14 protein-coding genes are annotated in these 17,929 nt (G+C 39.7%); 11 read left to right on the forward strand and 3 right to left on the reverse strand.

Going from position 1 to position 17,929, the window contains the following annotated elements; all coding sequences use genetic code 11:
• The first annotated feature begins 1 nt into the window (after position 1).
• Together ACE1TG_RS04215 and ACE1TG_RS04220 are read left to right on the forward strand one after the other, a co-directional pair.
• Entirely contained in the window at positions 2–3,067 is a 3,066-nt protein-coding gene (locus tag ACE1TG_RS04215; RefSeq protein WP_375051115.1) for an efflux RND transporter permease subunit, read from the forward strand.
• A gap of 479 nt (positions 3,068–3,546) precedes the next feature.
• Entirely contained in the window at positions 3,547–3,837 is a 291-nt protein-coding gene (locus ACE1TG_RS04220; RefSeq protein WP_375051116.1) for a hypothetical protein, read from the forward strand.
• A 12-nt stretch (positions 3,838–3,849) separates the two neighbouring features.
• On the opposite strand, the gene ACE1TG_RS04225 is transcribed toward ACE1TG_RS04220, so the two are convergent.
• From ACE1TG_RS04225 to ACE1TG_RS04235, 3 genes are all read right to left on the reverse strand, one after another.
• Entirely contained in the window at positions 3,850–4,287 is a 438-nt protein-coding gene (locus ACE1TG_RS04225; RefSeq protein WP_375051117.1) for a threonine/serine exporter family protein, read from the reverse strand.
• A 45-nt stretch (positions 4,288–4,332) separates the two neighbouring features.
• Complete coding sequence (locus ACE1TG_RS04230; RefSeq protein ID WP_375051341.1) at positions 4,333–5,070, reverse strand: threonine/serine exporter family protein; 738 nt, start codon at positions 5,068–5,070, stop codon at positions 4,333–4,335.
• A 391-nt stretch (positions 5,071–5,461) separates the two neighbouring features.
• Positions 5,462–5,893, reverse strand: coding sequence for a DUF2935 domain-containing protein (locus tag ACE1TG_RS04235; RefSeq protein ID WP_375051118.1), 432 nt, complete (start codon positions 5,891–5,893; stop codon positions 5,462–5,464).
• 238 nt (positions 5,894–6,131) lie between these two features.
• On the opposite strand from ACE1TG_RS04235, the gene ccmA reads away from it, so the two are divergent.
• The 9 genes from ccmA (at position 6,132) to ACE1TG_RS04280 (ending at position 17,780) form a co-directional block, all read left to right on the forward strand.
• Entirely contained in the window at positions 6,132–6,872 is a 741-nt protein-coding gene (gene ccmA, locus ACE1TG_RS04240) for a heme ABC exporter ATP-binding protein CcmA (protein WP_375051119.1), read from the forward strand.
• Complete coding sequence (locus ACE1TG_RS04245; RefSeq protein WP_375051120.1) at positions 6,850–7,866, forward strand: ABC transporter permease; 1,017 nt, start codon at positions 6,850–6,852, stop codon at positions 7,864–7,866. The genes ccmA and ACE1TG_RS04245 overlap by 23 nt, the downstream gene beginning before the upstream one ends.
• A gap of 13 nt (positions 7,867–7,879) precedes the next feature.
• Positions 7,880–8,515, forward strand: coding sequence for a TetR/AcrR family transcriptional regulator (locus ACE1TG_RS04250; protein ID WP_375051121.1), 636 nt, complete (start codon positions 7,880–7,882; stop codon positions 8,513–8,515).
• Positions 8,516–8,640: 125 nt separating this feature from the next.
• Complete coding sequence (locus ACE1TG_RS04255) at positions 8,641–8,967, forward strand: ArsR/SmtB family transcription factor (RefSeq protein ID WP_375051122.1); 327 nt, start codon at positions 8,641–8,643, stop codon at positions 8,965–8,967.
• A 69-nt stretch (positions 8,968–9,036) separates the two neighbouring features.
• Positions 9,037–9,897 carry a permease gene (locus ACE1TG_RS04260; RefSeq protein WP_375051123.1) on the forward strand — a complete coding sequence of 287 codons (861 nt, stop codon included), beginning with the start codon at positions 9,037–9,039 and terminating at the stop codon, positions 9,895–9,897.
• 290 nt (positions 9,898–10,187) lie between these two features.
• Positions 10,188–11,264: a glycosyltransferase family 4 protein gene (locus ACE1TG_RS04265; RefSeq protein ID WP_375051124.1), complete on the forward strand. Its 1,077-nt coding sequence runs from the start codon at positions 10,188–10,190 to the stop codon at positions 11,262–11,264.
• A gap of 134 nt (positions 11,265–11,398) precedes the next feature.
• Positions 11,399–12,304, forward strand: a complete 906-nt coding sequence (gene galU, locus ACE1TG_RS04270; protein ID WP_375051125.1) for a UTP--glucose-1-phosphate uridylyltransferase GalU — start codon at positions 11,399–11,401, stop codon at positions 12,302–12,304.
• A gap of 380 nt (positions 12,305–12,684) precedes the next feature.
• Positions 12,685–14,145, forward strand: a complete 1,461-nt coding sequence (locus ACE1TG_RS04275; RefSeq protein ID WP_375051126.1) for an APC family permease — start codon at positions 12,685–12,687, stop codon at positions 14,143–14,145.
• Between the two features lie 434 nt (positions 14,146–14,579).
• Positions 14,580–17,780, forward strand: coding sequence for a M14 family zinc carboxypeptidase (locus ACE1TG_RS04280; protein ID WP_375051127.1), 3,201 nt, complete (start codon positions 14,580–14,582; stop codon positions 17,778–17,780).
• The last annotated feature ends 149 nt before the right edge of the window (positions 17,781–17,929 follow it).

Raw genomic sequence — 17,929 nt, forward strand, 5'->3', positions numbered from 1 at the left:
CTTGAAACTAGTAAATACATCCGTAAAACGTCCTGTTGGTGTCATTATGATTGTCCTGGCGATTATCGCGCTAGGCGTTGTTTCAGTCCGCAGCTTGACGGTTGACCTTTTTCCGAAAATCGATCTGCCAGTCGCTGTTGTGGCAACAAGTTATGGTGATGCAGCACCGCAGGAAGTAGAAAATTTAATTAGCCGGCCGATCGAATCATCCGTAAGTTCAGTGGAAGGAATTCAAACGGTCCAATCACAGTCCCAATCAGGCTCTTCTTTAGTGATAATGATGTTCAATAATGGTGTTGATCTCGATCAGGCTTTGCTCGACGTACGAGAAAAAGTAGATCAGGTCAAAGGAATGCTGCCAGATGGAGCGGGTGATCCAAGCATCATGCGATTCAGCCCGGACCAGCTACCTGTTATGTGGGTCGGTCTGACTGGCGATGATCCTGCAACCCTAACACAAATTGCCAAGGATGAAGTTGTTCCATTCTTTGAACGTCAAGGCGGTGTTGCATCCGTTACCGTCGAAGGGGCAAAAGAACGGGAAATACAGCTCGTACTAGACCAGGCAAAATTACAGCAGTACGGGGTATCCGTACAAATGATCACGCAGTCGCTGAACAGTTCGAATCAGTCGGCATCAGTCGGCACGGTTGAAAAAGGAAATAAGGACCTGCAGCTCCGTGTGACAGGGGAATTTGAATCAGTTGAAGAAATTAAACAAACGTTTGTTCAAACGCAATCTGGAGCGAAAGTCTATATCGATGATGTCGCCAAAGTGAAGGATACATTTAAAAAATCATCGACAGAAACACTTGTAAACGGTGAACCGTCTGTCGTGCTTTCTGTTATGAAAAAAACAGATGGCAACACGGTAGAAGTCGCAACGAACATTAAAGAAAGCATGGAAGAAATTAAAGGCGATCTGCCTGCCGACGCCAACCTGGGTGTAATCATTGACACATCCGAGTTCATCGAAATGTCGATCAGTTCCGTTGTCAAGAACATCCTGATTGGTGGAGCTATATCAATCTTTATCCTGTTATTATTCTTAAAAAGTGTTCGAGCAACAATTGTTATCGGGCTGTCGATACCAATTGCGATTATCTCAACATTTACTCTAATGTATTTTACCGGCGAAACGCTGAACGTATTAACGCTTGGTGGTTTGGCACTCGGGCTCGGTATGATGGTCGATAGCTCGATCGTTATTTTGGAAAATATCTATTCGTACCGGAAACGAGGATATTCCTTATTTGAGTCAGCAACAAAAGGTGCATCAGAGCTTGCGCCAGCCGTTATTGCTTCAACGACAACAACATTAGTCGTATTTTTACCGATTATTTATGTTGAAGGTATCGCATCCGACATGTTCACGCCACTGGCACTAGCAGTATCATTCTCGCTAATCGCATCACTCGTTGTGGCAGTAACATTAGTGCCAATGCTCTCATCAAAGTTACTATCAAAAGCGATGGAAGACAATGGACGCCGCTACTGGTTTGACCGCTTCCTGGATCGTGTCAACAATGGCTACCGCAGCGTACTTAGATGGGTACTGAAACACCGTAAAACAACCGTGTTCGGCACCATCATCGCGATTGCAGGCAGCTTGGCGCTGACACCATTAATCGGAGCAGAATTCATTCCATCATCTGATCAGGGGCAAATGGAAATCCGCGTTGAGGCAGCACCAGGAAGTTCATTGGAGCATACACAAGGAATCGTCGATCAAATCAATGAACAACTAACTGAATATAATGATGTTATTGAAACGAACTATGTCAGTGTTGGAGGCGGCGGATTCGGCATGATGGGTGCAGGTGGAAACCAGGCAACATATACGATGCAGCTGGTACCTTCAACAGATCGAACAAGATCGACAACTGATATTGTGCAGGAAATTGATGAGGACGTTCAATCAATTCCAGGTGCCGAGATTACCGTTAGTTCTACTGGCAGCGGAATGAGTACGGGAGACCCGATACAAATTCAGCTTAACGGACCTGAGCATGAAGTGTTGCGCGAATTATCCAGTCGTATAGTAGATCAAATTTCAACCGTCGATGGCATATACAATCCGACATCAGCAGCCGATGATGGCGTACCACAAATGACCATTGAAGTTGACGAGGAAAAAGCTGCAGCATATGGCCTGAATCAGCAGCAAATTATAAGCCAAATTCAGCTGCAATTTACTGGTCAAGTCGCATCAAAATATCGTGAAGATGGCAATGAAATGAATGTCAAGCTAATGTTCCCAGAGGATGAACGCAGTACGATAAATGATTTGCAGGATATGAAAATACAATCACAATCAGACACCTCTATTCCATTGGATTCTGTCGCGACATTCAAACAAGTGCAAGGCCCTGTAACATTACTGCGGGAAAATCAACAACCGCAAATGAATGTAACAAGCGAAATTGTTGATCGTGATCTTGGCAGCATTACAACAGATGTCAAAGCTGAATTAGAAGCAATCAATCTGCCTGAAGGCTACAGTTATGAGATCGGCGGCCAGGCACAGGATATGGCAAATTCATTTAAAGACCTGTCAATCGCACTGATTTTCTCGATATTTTTAGTGTACGCAGTCATGGCAGTGCAATTTGAAAACTTCCTATTCCCATTGATTATCATGTTCTCCATGCCAGCAACCGTTGTCGGCGTTATGGTAGGATTATTTTTGACCGGCTTGCCATTAAGCATTCCAGCGTTTATTGGTATAATCATGCTCGCCGGTATCGTAGTCAACAACTCAATTGTGCTCGTTGACTACATCAATATACTGCGGCGAAAAGGGACAGATCGGTACGAAGCAATCCTGCAAGCAGGACCAAGCAGACTACGTCCAATCCTGATGACAACCTTAACAACCGTACTGGCAATGGTGCCATTAGCACTCGCATTAGGCGAAGGCGCAGAAATGCAGCAGCCACTCGCGGTCACAATCATATTCGGACTCGGAATCTCCAGCATCTTCACACTGCTGCTAATCCCAGTCGTATATACATTGTTCGATGACTTAACAGCGAAAATAGTACGGCGGAAAAAGAAAAATGTTTAATTACGAGCTCCCTGCTGCGGCGGGGAGTTTTTTTGATGTGGAGGTATTGAGGTCGCGCGCTACGAGGAGCCAAACTCGCGCGACAGAGAGGTCAACTCTTGCAACAGGGGGAACTCGCACAATAGCACTACCCAAAATAAGAAGATTTTTCTGCGGCGGCAGAAAATCAACCCTCTCCCAGACTCATATTTTGCTCGAAACTGAATAATCGCGTGTGAATACTGAATAACACTTAATGAATACTGAATCTGCAGCCACGAAAACTGAATAAACAACCTAATGGCCTAAAACAGACTGAATAATCCGCACGAAGGCTGAATCACCCGCAATCCTCATCACAAATAAGGAAAGCTATTCTTGATTCCCAGAAAGCCTCAGCTAAATTGTAATTAAAAACAGATAGCAATATACAAAATAAGTGTGTTTGTCCCACGCAATATGCTACTATTAAATGAGATATTTATTTAGGAGGCAACATTATGTCGTTATCGCGTATTATGAAATGGGTAACTGGAGGCTGTGAAGCTTTCCTTGGAATTCCAATCATTGGCGGCGCATTTGTACTTAGCTCAGGTTGGGGTGCCTTGTTCGTCATGTTCATCCTGCACTTGGTAACGCTACTCATCGCACACAATGAAAAAGGAAGCAAGGCTGGAAGCATTATTGGAATGGTCACATCGGCTGTTGGTGTTATTCCAGTAATTGGAATGATCATGCACATTATAACCGCAATCGTTCTATTAATTGATGCAGGATTTAACAAAAAATAAATTCGACAGGTGTTACGCACCTGCCGAATTTATTTTTTTAATCAACTGATTCGCTACTTCTGAAAACATCAATCCGATTGCAATTGCACCTGCCAGCAGCATGACTTTTGCCGATAGCTGTACTGCGGTAAAATAGTCATTCTCCACAAAATGGCGCATCGCATCATAAGCAACGCCGCCTGGAACGAGTGGGATGATTCCGGATACATTGAAAACAATCACCGGCTTTTTGAATACTTTTGAACTAATTTGACTCAAAACAGCGACAAGCATCGCGCCAAAAACAGTTGCTGGCACAACATCCATCTCACCCAGGACAAGAACGTAATATAAAATCCAGCCGAGCATACCGATGAGACCACATTGAATAAGCGCCCTCCTCGGTGCGTTAAACAACACGCCAAACCCAGCTGCAGCTATGAAACTTGTTATAAGTTGAGTAACGATCATCACGGCAAAAAAACCACCTTTCACTAAACTGGGTAATGGCACCACTTAAAAAGCAAACACAACAGCTACACCGGCACCGATTGCAAATGCTGTTAACATTGCCTCGACGCCTTTAGATAAACCGGCAACCAAGTGTCCTGCAACTAAATCACGGACAGCATTTGTGATTAGCAGCCCAGGCACAAGCGGCATTACCGCCCCGACAATCACTCTATCCAAATTCACACCGAGCCCGTTTGCTATAAATAGCATCGCAAAAATCCCAATCACAAATGAAGCAATGAAATCGGCAACAAATCCTGTTTCGACCAGTCGTTTAAACCACACCATTACTGCATAGCCAACCCCACCCGCAATAAAGGAAGGAATGAAATCAGGCCAGACTCCCCCAAACATGATCGCAAAGCTCCCACTAACAAAAGCAGCAGCGACAATTTGAATCCAATAGGGGAATGCATAGCTTGCTTCATTGACATTATTCAGCGATTCTAACGCTTCATTAATGGTGACCGAACCTGCTGCAATATTACGGGATATACTATTAACTTCGGCAATTTTATGTAAGTCAGTTGACCGATTCGAAATCCGGATAAAGTTCGTAACATCAGCAAAGTCAGCAGAAAAATTAATACCCGTTGGCGTCGCATAACTCTGCACATTCTCCAATCCATATGCAGACGCAATCCGACTCATGGTATCCTCAACCCGATACGTCTCCGCACCACTCTCCAGCATAATTTTTCCCGCAAGCATACATACTTTCGCAATTACCACCCGATCCATCACAGTCAACACCACCTTTATCTTTTTTCATTATAAGGTGTGTAGAGCGTTTTTAAAAGCAAATTTGGCTGAAATGCCGAAGTTCACAACGTAAACGCCGTAGTTCACATGAAATTTACCGTAGTTCACAATAAGTTTGCTCGAAGTTCACAATCCAATCGCCGATGTTCACAAATGGAGCAGAAATCTTCCTCTTATTTTAACTACAGAAATAATTCAGTCTTCGTTCCAGTTATTCAGTCTGTTTACCGGTTTTTGATGGTTTATTCAGTCTTCGTCACAGTTATATCAGTTTTCATCGCATGTAATTCAGTCTCCGCCACAGTTATATCAGTTTTCACCCGCCAACCAACAAAAATGGACACCCGAGAAGGGCGCCCATCCAATAGTATTAATTCTGCTGTTCGTATAAAATCGTCTGCGCAATCCCAATAAAATATTCCGATTCGTCGATAATGTGATCAATAACTACTTTAGCTGTTGGATTGCCCTTTACAGCAGCACTATCATTCTTCACCTGCCTGCAAAACTGAATAAACGCCACACTTTCTTGCAAACAAAATGTGACCAGTTCCATTACCTGATTATACAACGCAGGCGAGATATTATAATTACTCCGCACTACTGACTCGATGAATCGCTTAACATGCTGGTGTGTCGTATTCAATACCTCTTCCCAACGCTTCAGCGCATCAACGTATTCACTCTCCAAATTCGTGACGAGTTCCCGCATTACAACAGTATGTTCTGACTCCTGTTCCTTCCAAAACTCCGCCTCATCCAATATCCGGAGCGGCATTTGACTCCCATAATAAAACTGCATCTCCCAGCCTCCCTGATGAAAATAAAATATGTCCAATAATATTTATGCTATTAAGAGCCAGTTCATGCTTGTAAAAATCCGGTTGGTGCAGTTCCCGGTTGGGTGGGGTGCCTGTCACTTCCCGTTTTATGTCGAAAAGTATATCCTTTACAATTAAACATAATTAGCTTAGTATAAAAGTGAGTAATCACTCATGTTCACGTCACGACACAAAAAAGCGCAAAAAGGAGGCTCTACTATGTCCGCCTTTATTGAAATGAACAACATCGCTCACAGTTACAATAAGGAAACCGTTCTAAAAGAAATCGACCTATCCATTCCAGAAGGGCAGCTTTTTGGACTGCTTGGCCCATCAGGTTCAGGCAAAACAACGCTCGTCAAAATCATGATCGGTCTGCTGACCCCTACGAACGGAACAATCCACATAGAGAATCAACAAATGCCATCCTTCAAGCAAATGCAGAAAATCGGCTACATGGCCCAGTCAGACGCTTTATATAGTGAGCTGACAGCCCGAGAAAACCTGCATTTTTTTGCGAGTATCTACAAAATCCCTAAAAAGCAGCAGAAAGAACGAATCGCAGAAGCTGCAAAAATTGTTGACCTCCAGGATCATCTTGATAAGACACTGGAAAAATATTCAGGCGGCATGAAGCGTCGCATGTCATTGGCGGTATCACTCTTGCACAAGCCAAACCTGCTGATTCTGGATGAGCCAACTGTCGGCATTGATCCGGTTCTTCGCGCGTCTATATGGGAAGAACTGCGAAACATGCAAAAACAGGGAACGACAATCATCATCACTACCCACGTAATGGACGAAGCGGAGAAATGTGATAATCTCGCACTTTTACGGGATGGCTATGTCATCGCCCAAGGAAGCCCACAACAATTAAAATCAAAGAGCAATACCGAAACCTTGGAAGAGGCATTCTTACAGTTTGGGGGTGCCACACATGCGCATTCAAGCAATCGTTAAACGGATCATACATCAGTTTCTTCGCGATAAACGCAGCATCGCCATGATGATGGTCGCACCACTATTGGTCATGACATTGTTGTGGCTTGTGCTTGATATGGAGCAATATGAACCGACCATCGCGATTACAGATGTCCCGGCACAAATGCAGAATGCACTCGAACAGCAGGATGCAACAATTCTGGAGACAGACGAGAGTCACGGAGAAACCGCACTCCAAAATCAACATGCTGATGCCCATCTATCTTTTGAAAAAAATCAAGCGCAACTGACAATGGAAGGCAGTAATCCATCCGCAACATCTGCCGTCCAGCGTGTCATCAGTAATGCGGTGAAAGAAATAAATCCAAACGCGCCCGAACTGGAAATTGACTTTCTTCATGGATCATCTGAACTGAATTTATTTGACCAAACAGGCTCCGTCTTAATCGGATTCTTCGTTTTCTTTTTCGTATTTATTATTGGCGGCGTCTCATTCTTGCGCGAACGGACGCAGGGCACACTCGAACGATTACTGGCAACCCCATTAAAACGCTGGGAAATTGTCTTTGGTTACCTGCTCGGATTCGGTATCTTTATTATCATTCAATCGATTATCGTTACAGCCTATTCGATCTATGTACTTGATATTTTTATGGCCGGCTCATTTATAGCAGTGCTTTTTATCGCATTTCTGCTTGCAATCACAGCGCTAAGCCTCGGCACCTTGTTGTCAGCTTATGCCAAAAATGAATTTCAAATGATGCAGTTTATCCCGATCATCATCATCCCGCAGGTGTTCTTTTCCGGTGTTTTCCCGACGGAGTCAGTTGAATGGATTAATGCCATTGGAAAAGTAATGCCATTAACGTATGGAGCAGATGCCTTAAAGGTTATCATGCTGCAAGGTGAGAACTTATCAGCTGTATTCAGTGATATAAGCGTATTAATCGGCTTTTCGATAGCGTTTATTATCCTGAATATAATTGCACTCAAACGCCATCGAACATTATAGGAGGAAACGACGCATGTCAGATATGATGGAAACATTACGTAATGAAGAAAAGATGACACCAAAACAGGTCGAAATCGTCAAAGCTGCCATCGACTTAATTTCTGAAAAAGGCTACTACAACACATCAACAAGTGAAATCGCCAAACTAGCAGGAGTGGCTGAAGGAACAATCTTCCGCCACTACCGCACAAAAAAAGACCTGCTCGTTACGATTGTCACACCTGTTATCACGAACTTCTCAGCACCCGTTTTTGCAAAAAAATTCGTCAGTCAGGTCTTCCAAAATGATTATGAACACTTCGAGGACCTGCTCTATGCCTTTATCAAAAATCGCTTTGAGTTCGCCCAGTCCAATTTACCATTGATAAAAATTCTATTGCAGGAGCTGGCATTCCATCCGGAAATCCAAACCGTCTATAAAAAAGAATTTGGCGACAAAGTCATCCCAGCGTTTAATCAAGCACTCGACTTCTATAAAGAAAAAGGAGAACTGCAGGACCTGCCAAATGAGACAATGATTCGCATGATGGTCACAACAATCCTGGGATTCATGATAACCAGATTCATCGTCCAGCCAGACAAAGATTGGGACGACGAAGCAGAAATAAATCAGACGATCGCATATATTATGGGAGGGGTGGGCAGCTAGGTGCCTTCCCGAATTTTATCGAACGATAAATCAACTTTTTTTGATCTAATCACTTGCATTTGCGATGTATTGGTATATAATAACATTAAATCAAAAATATTTGATATAAAGAGAGGGGATTCCTAATGAAAGAGTTAGATGTAATTAATAATCCAAGCGAGGAAGCATTCACAACTTATGCATCAAAATTTAAAGCACTTTCAGATACAAAGCGGCTCCAGATTATCAATCTCCTATGCCACAATGGCTCAACGTGCGTTTGTGACCTTGTGGACATGATCGGAATGCCACAATCAAAACTGTCATACCATCTCAAGATCCTCCTGGATGCAGACCTGATTAAAAAAGAAACAAAAGGTACATGGGGATACTATGAACTGAATAATACCGAAGTAAAAAGCTTGCTGTCAGATGAACTTTGCTGTGTATTTGTTCCGTCCTGCAGCAGTTAATTTTTAAACTATACATCAATTTTTTTTGATTTAATTAATCAAAATTTATTGATTAAGGGGGGCACCAATATGGAAACATTAAAAAGCTTTCTCATGATTGCGCTTGAATTAACCGTACTTTTCTTTGTCATCTCATTTATCCTAAGCGCACTGCAGTCCTACATTCCTTATAAAAAAATCGAGCGTTATCTATCCAAAAGCAATCAGCTAATTGGTATCTTGGCGGCACTATTGTTCGCTTTTATTACACCATTTTGTTCATGCTCAACCATTCCGGTTGTCGTAAACATGCTGCGAAAAAATATGCCATTCAAGATTGTTGTGATTTTTCTTTTTGCATCACCGGTACTCGACCCAACCATTCTTACATTAATGGGTGTCATTCTCGGATGGAAAGTCGCCTTGATTTACACTGTCGTGACTGCCATCGCCTCCGTAATTATCGGCATTACGTTAAACAAACTGAAATTCGAGCGTTATGTAAAAAATGTAATGATGACAGGCTATGAGGAAAAAACAAAACAATTTAACTGGAAAGGGGCATGGGACGAAACAATAGCGCTCATGAAAAGCGTTTACCCATATTTAATCATTGGGGCAGCAATCGGTGCAGTCATTCACGGATTAGTCCCAACTGAATGGATAACTCAATGGCTTGGAAAAGAAACATGGTGGATCGTGCCAATTGCAGCTGTGATCGGAATACCTTTGTACATCCGATTATCAAGTATGATACCTATTTCCCATGTATTCATCATGAAAGGAATGGCACTTGGCCCAGTATTGGCAATGATGATCAGTTCAGCTGGTGCAAGTTTGCCGGAACTAATATTACTGAAATCTATTTTCAAAAAACAGCTTGTGATCGCATTTGTCACCTCAGTAATTTCAATGGCTACCATATCAGGATTTATCTTCTACTTGGTTTAATGAAGGGAGGTGAGCCCAAGTGAAGAAGCTTATCGAGAAAATCTTTTCAAAGAATAACGAGGACAACGATTGCTGTGACGTGAAAATCAGCGAGGTTAAAGAGGAGTCTTGTTGTTCGAAGTAGATGGGAGGAGGACTTTCATCAAAGCAGAAAGTCCTCTTAGCTTATGTCAAATGGTGAACAACGACTCCCAATCCAACTATAATTTGCTTAACACTACTCCAGTTCGGTATAATTTAAATCAATTACGCATCAAGGTTCAACATCAAGTAAACATAGGAGAAATTATATGATAAATTATACCGACTTGGCAATTGCCTTTTTTATTGCGCTCATCGCAACATTCCTATTAACCTATCCTGTAAAAAAACTTGCAATAAAAATAGGTGTAGTTGATCTGCCAAATCATCGCAAAATACATACAAAAGTAACACCACGGTTAGGTGGTCTAGCCATATTTCTTGGGGTTTTTTTGGGTGGGCTTTATTTGCAGCCGCAACATGAGCATCTTCCTGAAATCATCTTGGGGGCTGTTGTGATTTTAATAACCGGCACATTTGATGATCGTTACAGTCTAAGACCAATCATTAAACTCACAGGGCAACTTATTGCTGCATCATTCCTTATTTCATCTGGATTAATTATCGATAGAATTACTCTCCCAATTTTCGGTGTAGTCGAACTCGAATTTGTAAGCGTTCTTGTTACTGTGATTTGGGTTGTGGGAATAACGAATGCTATCAATCTTATTGATGGCTTGGATGGGCTTGCGACAGGGGTCTCTACGATTGCATTAACAAGCATGTTTATCATGGCGCTAATTGACGTGCAAATCATGGCTGCTTACCTCTGTATCGTCCTGATAGGTGCCAACCTGGGATTCTTATATCATAACTTTTACCCTGCTAAAATTTATATGGGGGATACCGGTTCAAATTTCCTTGGTTATGCTATTGCTGTCGTGTCGATGCTTAGTTTATTTAAGAATATTGCGCTGTTCAGCTTCATTATTCCAATCATCATCTTAGCTGTACCGATTTTTGATACTCTATTCGCAATTCTACGCCGTGCCTATAATAAAGAAAATATTATGATGCCGGATAATAAGCATATTCATTATCAGCTGATTGCAAAGGGGTTCAGCCACCGTAAAACAGTTCTGATTATCTACGCATTCAGTGCCCTTTTTGGGGTGATGGCGATTCTTTTTTCCAATGCCAGCCTAACTATGGCACTGTTTATTACATTTTTGGTCATCCTACTATTACAAATTTTTGCTGAGCTTGGCGGTCTGGTTATGGGTGGAAGAAAACCAATTATATATATAATGAAAAAAGTATTTAAGATAAAAAAAAGTGATTTTTAACACGGAGAAAGATAACCAATTTTCAATGTTTTACTAATTTAAATAATAATTAATTCAGTATTGCTGAAAAAGGGATAACAACAATCCATAATGAGTAAAAATCTTAATTTATTATTTTTTTAAGGGGTATCTATATGAAAAGTATTAAGAAAGCAATAATACCAGCAGCCGGATTAGGGACCAGGTTCCTGCCAGCTACAAAAGCAATGCCCAAAGAAATGCTTCCAATAGTTGATAAACCTACAATAGAATATATTGTTGAAGAAGCAATAGAATCGGGAATTGAAGACATTATCATTGTCACAGGAAAAGGAAAGCGAGCGATCGAGGATCACTTTGATAGTGCCTTCGAATTAGAAGAGAACCTAATGAAAAAGGAAAAATTTGAGTTGCTGGAGAAAATCAGAAAATCAGCGAATGTTGATATCCATTACATAAGACAAAAAGAACCAAAAGGATTAGGACATGCAATTTGGTGTGCCAGAAAGTTTATTGGCGACGATCCTTTTGCTGTTCTACTTGGAGACGACATAATTAATAACATCCAAAAGCCAGGATTAAACCAATTGATAAGGGAATATGAGCTGAAGAAATCCTCTGTAATTGGAGTAAAAAACGTACCAGTAGAGGATACACATCGATACGGAATAATTGATCCATTGAAAAAGGTAGGTCAATCTCACCAGGTGAAAAGTTTTGTTGAGAAACCGAAACAAGGTACCGCTCCATCTAACATGGCGATAATTGGAAGGTATATATTAACTACAGAGATATTTAATTATCTAGGGGAGCAAAATATTGGAGCTGGTGGAGAAATTCAATTAACAGATGCTATACAGGAATTGAATAAAACGCAACGTGTTTTTGCGTTAGAGATTGAAGGAGATCGTTATGACGTTGGCGAACAATTAGGATTTATCCAAACTACCATAGAAATGGCTTTGGAACGTGATGACCTCCGTGAATCATTAACAAACTACTTAAATCAATTAAATACGAAGATAAATAATGGAACGGTTTATGGTCAAAAAGTAAAATGAAAAAATGATTCCAGATATAAATGGAAGGTGACACTTGTCAATTTTTATTTATATCTATTTTTTTAAGTCAGTTGATTTAAAATCCTTTAAAGAGTGATTAGTAAATTTCGGAATTATTCACATGTAAACGGGAAAAAGTAAGACTAGTATAACCCAGAGTAAATTCAGGTATTTTGATAAAAACTGGGAAGTGACAAGAACCTCATTCCAAATTCCCCCATTTAATCGCGAAATTCCTCACCACAAAAAATAAGGGGTAAATAACGCCGAAATAATATCCCATAACTCGCATATGCTAGTACTATGAATTTTGCGAAAAAGATCGAACTTTGGTATAAAAGGGGGGTACAAAAAATGAGGTTAAATAAAGGAGACGAAGCATGGAAGAACGACAGACGCTGAAAAAATCACTAAAGCCACACTGGGTATGGGCGATTGCCCTAGGCTCATCAATTGGTTGGGGTGCTTTCGTACAGCCAACGAACTGGATGTCTCAGGCAGGACCATTAGGAGTAATCGCAGGTTTCGGTATTGGTGCATTACTGATGATGTTGATCGCCGTGAGCTATGGATTTTTAATAAAAAGTTTCCCGGTTTCAGGCGGGGAATTTGCCTATGCATTTATAAGTTTAGGTCGTACACACGCATTTATCAGCGGGTGGTTTTTAACGCTTGGGTATATATGTATCGTTGCATTGAACGCATCAGCTTTTGCATTAATGTTTAAATATGTTTTTCCTGCATTAATTGAAAATATGCATCTTTACCAAATTGCTGGGTGGGATGTTTATGGAATGGAAATCATTATTGCATCCGCAGCATTAGGATTATTTGGATTCTTAAACGTACGAGGAACCGGCTTGACAGGTCGCATGCAATTTATCTTTTGTTCTATTATGATATTAGGTGTCCTCGCCATTACATTTTTAGTTGGCGGACAGCCTGGTGCAGGTTTATCGAATATAACACCAGCATTTCCAACAGGAACAACAGCATTTGCAGCAATCATTTCTATTGTAGCAATTGCACCGTGGGCTTACGTTGGCTTTGATAACGTACCGCAAGCAGCAGAAGAATTTCACTTTTCATCGAAAAAAGCATTCACATTAATTATTCTGGCGATATTCTTTGCAGCTGTCTTATATAGCTTAATGATCGTTGCTACCGCAATGACAGCGCCATGGCAAGGACTAGTTGCTGAAGGACAGCAATGGGGAACAGGAGCAGCAATTCAAGACACAATAGGCACGATGGGACTCGTAATCCTGGTTGTTGCGCTGACAATGGGTGTTTTCACAGGCCTAAATGGATTTATTATCTCATCTAGCCGATTACTTTTTGCAATGTCACGCGCAAAAATTTTACCAGAGGCATTCTCAAGACTTCATCCTAAATATAAAACACCATATGTCGGTATTATTTTTACAGTAGTTTTATCGATGTTTGCACCATGGTTCGGACGTCAAGCACTGCTTTGGGTGGTTGATATGTCATCAATTGGTGTAACAATCGCCTACTTCTACACATGTTTCACAGCATTTTCACTGTTCAAATGGTCAAAAAACAAGGACTTTAATCATAAGAAACATGTTGTAGCACCAATGAAAAAGACAATTGCAGGCGTGGGGATGCTGGCCAGTCTGACCTTTTTAAGCCTACTGATTATACCGGCTTCACCAGCTTTCTTAGGAATTGAATCCAGAATTGCACTTATCGCATGGATTGTGTTAGGAGCAGTATTCTATCTTGCAAAGCGTACTGAATTCTATAAAATTCCAAAAGAAGAACTGAACTATTTAATATTGGGAAGTAAGAAGATAGAAGCTAAGAATAGAGAGTAGATGAGAACTCCGGAGCGGATTTAGTTATCTGTTTCGGAGTTTCTTAAATCTAATGGTCAACTTTAGGTAAAAAAATCTGAAAAAGATATTATTAACTTAACTAGAATCTTAGAAACAAACTAACCACAAATTGACAATTTATATACTAAATTAAAAGGTCTTAAGTAATTTTTATTTCAAAAGTAGACAAAATATTCACGCTCTTTTTTTGATCCTCTTAATTGTCAAACTAATAGATTAATTGAAGAAATCTCATTTATTATCATAGAACACTCTGAAGTAAAGGGATTTGATAAAAAAGCTACTTTTAGTCGAAAAAGTGCTATTTTCTGACTAGAATTAATTCTGAATTACTAGTTGAAGATTGTGGGAATGCATTATATCTAGTAAACTATAAATATATTTTCAAAAAAAGTGCTATTGGAGGGGACATATTGAAGTTTAGACAATTGCTTGTAGTTTCTTTTGTTTTCATTCTTTCATTAAGTATTTCAACGTTAGTAAATGCTGCTGCGGAAAATGGTTTAGTGACGCTCTCATTGGATAAGTCTTATAAGATTACCATTGAAAATGAGGAGATACTCACACTGGAGAAAGATACAGTATTATATGGAACAAGGCTTAATAGTGGTGATGTAGAGGTACAACTATTCCAAAAATCATTCACTGTTTCTCAAGAGAAATTCACTATTATTAAAGAAAGCGAAGAATCCGAATATAGAGAGTCTGACTCATTTAAAACTACAATTTCAAAAAATATCGTAAATGATATAATTTTGTATAATACTGACAATAAAGAAGTAGGCTTCGTTAATTCAGCTAACACACTAGATGTTTATCAAGAAAATAATCGAAATTATATATTAATAGGTAATAAAGCGTTCTACTTCTTAGAAAGGGACGTGGATGAGAAAGAAAAAGAGAAACTCGAAAAAGAAGATAAAAGTGTGGATGAGAATAAAATAGTCGAAGAAGGTAAGCAAAGCTATGATGATGAAATTGTTTCAAGCACTTCATATCGAATAACTGATTTTACGAAGACAGATTTCTTTCAGGTAACTCAATCAAACACTGCTGTTTATATTAAAAAGTCCAATGGGGATTTAAAGTCAGTGGGTAATTTAGATAAAGGTGAGGTATATCATACTGTAGCAGTTTATGGCAACTGGCTTAAGATTCAATATGGGAACACCAATGCGTTTATCTGGAAGGCCGCTACAAAGCCTAGCTCATCTCCCCCTAGTAAATCTACAAAAGTAGAAGGTGGAATGAAAGCAAAAGTGATAGGTGACGCCTCAGTATATGATAATTCTGGAGAAGGCCTGAGGCAAATAGGATACGTTAAAGAAGGAACAAACATTACTTATATAAGTAGGGTTGGAGATTGGTATAAAGTAAACTTTGGAGGCAGAGTGGGTTACATATATGAAAGTGCCATAGAAGCAGAGTTTACACCTGCTACAAAGTACTTTAGGGTTAACGAAATTAATACAACAGTATATCTAAAGTCGAGTACGGGATTAACAGCAGTAGGGAAGCTGAAAAAAAATCAAAATTACCAAATCACGTCTGTTTATGGAAATTGGCTGCAAATTCAGTATGGAGGATCAATGGCCTATGTATGGAAAGGAGCTACAGAGCCGAGTCCATTCTCTCCTAGTAAATCTACAAAAATAAAAGGTGGAATGAAAGCAAAAGTGATAGGTGACGCCTCGGTATATGATAATTCAGGAGAAGGCCTGAGGCAAATAGGATACGTTAAAGAAGGAACAAACATTACTTATATAAGTAGGGTTGGAGATTGGTATAAAGTAAACTTTGGGGGCAGAGTGGGTTACATATATGAAAGTGCCATAGAAGCAGAGTTTACAGCTGCTACAAAGTACTTTAGGGTTAACGAAATTAATACAACAGTATATCTAAAGTCGAGTACGGGATTAACAGCAGTAGGGAAGCTGAAAAAAAATCAAAATTATCAAATCACGTCTATTTATGAAAATTGGCTGCAAATTCAGTATGGAAAATCAATGGGCTATGTATGGAAAGAAGCTACTGAGCCGAGTCCATCCGCTCCTAGTAAATCTTTAAAAGTAATGGGCGAAATGAAAGCAAAAGTGATAGGAGACGTCTCAGTATATGACAATTCTGGGAAAGGTCTTAGACATATAGGAAGTATTAAAGAAGGGTCTAAAATAACTTATATAAACCGTACTGGAAACTGGTATAAAATTAACTTTGGTGGGCGAACAGGGTATATTTACTACAATTCTGTTAATCCCCTCTTTTCTGAAACAGTTGATTACTTTAAGGTTAACACCGTGGATGTAAGTTTATATAAAAGGATTAATGGAACGCTTAAAGCGGTAGGTAAATTAAAGAAGGGCGAAGTTTTTGAACGTGTTAGAGGTTTGGGTAATTGGCATGAGGTGAAGATTGGTGATGGCAACGGTTTTGTTTGGAAAGATGCAACTTCTCCTTCAACTGGTAGGAGTATTAAAAACCTGCAAAATAAAAAGTCTATTGATATAGATTTTACTACTAATGAAAATGTAACTGTTTACGATAACTCAACTGGTTCCCTAATTTCAATGGGGAATTTATATAAAGGGTCGAAATTTTCATTAATAAGGGCAACTAGTAATTGGATTGAAATAGACTTCAATGGACGAATTGGGTATATTTATAAACCATCAGTTAATATTCATTTGCAAAGTATTGTTGATCCGAAGACAATTTATTCCTATAGTCAAATGCAAGATGATTTGCGAGTATTAGCAAATATGTATCCTGACTTAACCCAACTTAAATCAATTGGGAAATCACTTGATGGAAGAAATATTTATGCACTGAAACTAGGGAATGGTAATAATGAGGTGTTCTATAACGGTTCTCACCATGCAAGAGAGCATATGACTACTAATGTATTAATGGAAATGATTGATGAATACGCTTATAGTTATACAAAAGGCGATTATTATAGTGGCTATAATGTAAGAAATATATTAAATAATACTTCAATTTGGTTTGTACCTATGGTGAATCCTGATGGAGTTACGCTGAATCAAGAGGGTATTTCTGGTTTGAACAATGATTATTATGCAAATCTTGTATATAGACTAAACGGTTACAGCGATGACTTTTCATCTTGGAAGGCGAATGCAAGGGGGGTTGATCTAAATAGGCAATATCCGGCTGATTGGCCGAATATTAAATGGAGTGCAGGGTATCCTGGATATAAAAACTACAAAGGCGAAGCTCCACTTACAGAACCTGAAGTAAAAGCGATATATGACTTTACAAATGATCACGACTTTAAAACAACTGTGGCATATCATTCATCTGGTGAAATCTTATATTGGTATTTTAACCAGGTTGGAAGCGCATATGATAGAGATAGAGCAATTGCTTCTCGCATCAAAAATATAACAGGTTATAATCTGGTAACGCCACAGCCAAATCCTAGTGGTGGAGGATATACAGATTGGTTCGTACAGGACAAGGGTTTACCGGGGATAACCATCGAAATTTCTCCATACACTTATCAAAACCCAGTGCCGTTATATAATTGGGATTTTATTTGGAGAGAAAATCGGTCCGTGGGCTTAGATTTAGCTAAGGAAGCATATACAAGGTAATAAAGTATGGGGGAAGAGATGATCAGTTGAAAAATACTTATGGGTCTTATGAACTGGAATAACGTTGGTTTAAAGGTAAAACTGAATTATTGATCAAGTGAACTGACTCCGTTTATGGTAAATAAACTATAAGATACAAAAAACCTTCA

This window comes from Virgibacillus sp. JSM 102003 (genome assembly GCF_041949995.1).
GTDB lineage: Bacteria > Bacillota > Bacilli > Bacillales > Amphibacillaceae > Lentibacillus.

Coding starts and splice junctions, on each gene's coding strand:
- ACE1TG_RS04220 (WP_375051116.1), top strand. CDS start 3,547: ATGTCGTTATCGCGTATTATGAAATGGGTAACTGGAGGCTGTGAAGCT.
- ACE1TG_RS04225 (WP_375051117.1), bottom strand. CDS start 4,287: ATGATCGTTACTCAACTTATAACAAGTTTCATAGCTGCAGCTGGGTTT.
- ACE1TG_RS04230 (WP_375051341.1), bottom strand. CDS start 5,070: ATGGATCGGGTGGTAATTGCGAAAGTATGTATGCTTGCGGGAAAAATT.
- ACE1TG_RS04235 (WP_375051118.1), bottom strand. CDS start 5,893: ATGCAGTTTTATTATGGGAGTCAAATGCCGCTCCGGATATTGGATGAG.
- ccmA (WP_375051119.1), top strand. CDS start 6,132: ATGTCCGCCTTTATTGAAATGAACAACATCGCTCACAGTTACAATAAG.
- ACE1TG_RS04245 (WP_375051120.1), top strand. CDS start 6,850: ATGCGCATTCAAGCAATCGTTAAACGGATCATACATCAGTTTCTTCGC.
- ACE1TG_RS04250 (WP_375051121.1), top strand. CDS start 7,880: ATGTCAGATATGATGGAAACATTACGTAATGAAGAAAAGATGACACCA.
- ACE1TG_RS04255 (WP_375051122.1), top strand. CDS start 8,641: ATGAAAGAGTTAGATGTAATTAATAATCCAAGCGAGGAAGCATTCACA.
- ACE1TG_RS04260 (WP_375051123.1), top strand. CDS start 9,037: ATGGAAACATTAAAAAGCTTTCTCATGATTGCGCTTGAATTAACCGTA.
- ACE1TG_RS04265 (WP_375051124.1), top strand. CDS start 10,188: ATGATAAATTATACCGACTTGGCAATTGCCTTTTTTATTGCGCTCATC.
- galU (WP_375051125.1), top strand. CDS start 11,399: ATGAAAAGTATTAAGAAAGCAATAATACCAGCAGCCGGATTAGGGACC.
- ACE1TG_RS04275 (WP_375051126.1), top strand. CDS start 12,685: ATGGAAGAACGACAGACGCTGAAAAAATCACTAAAGCCACACTGGGTA.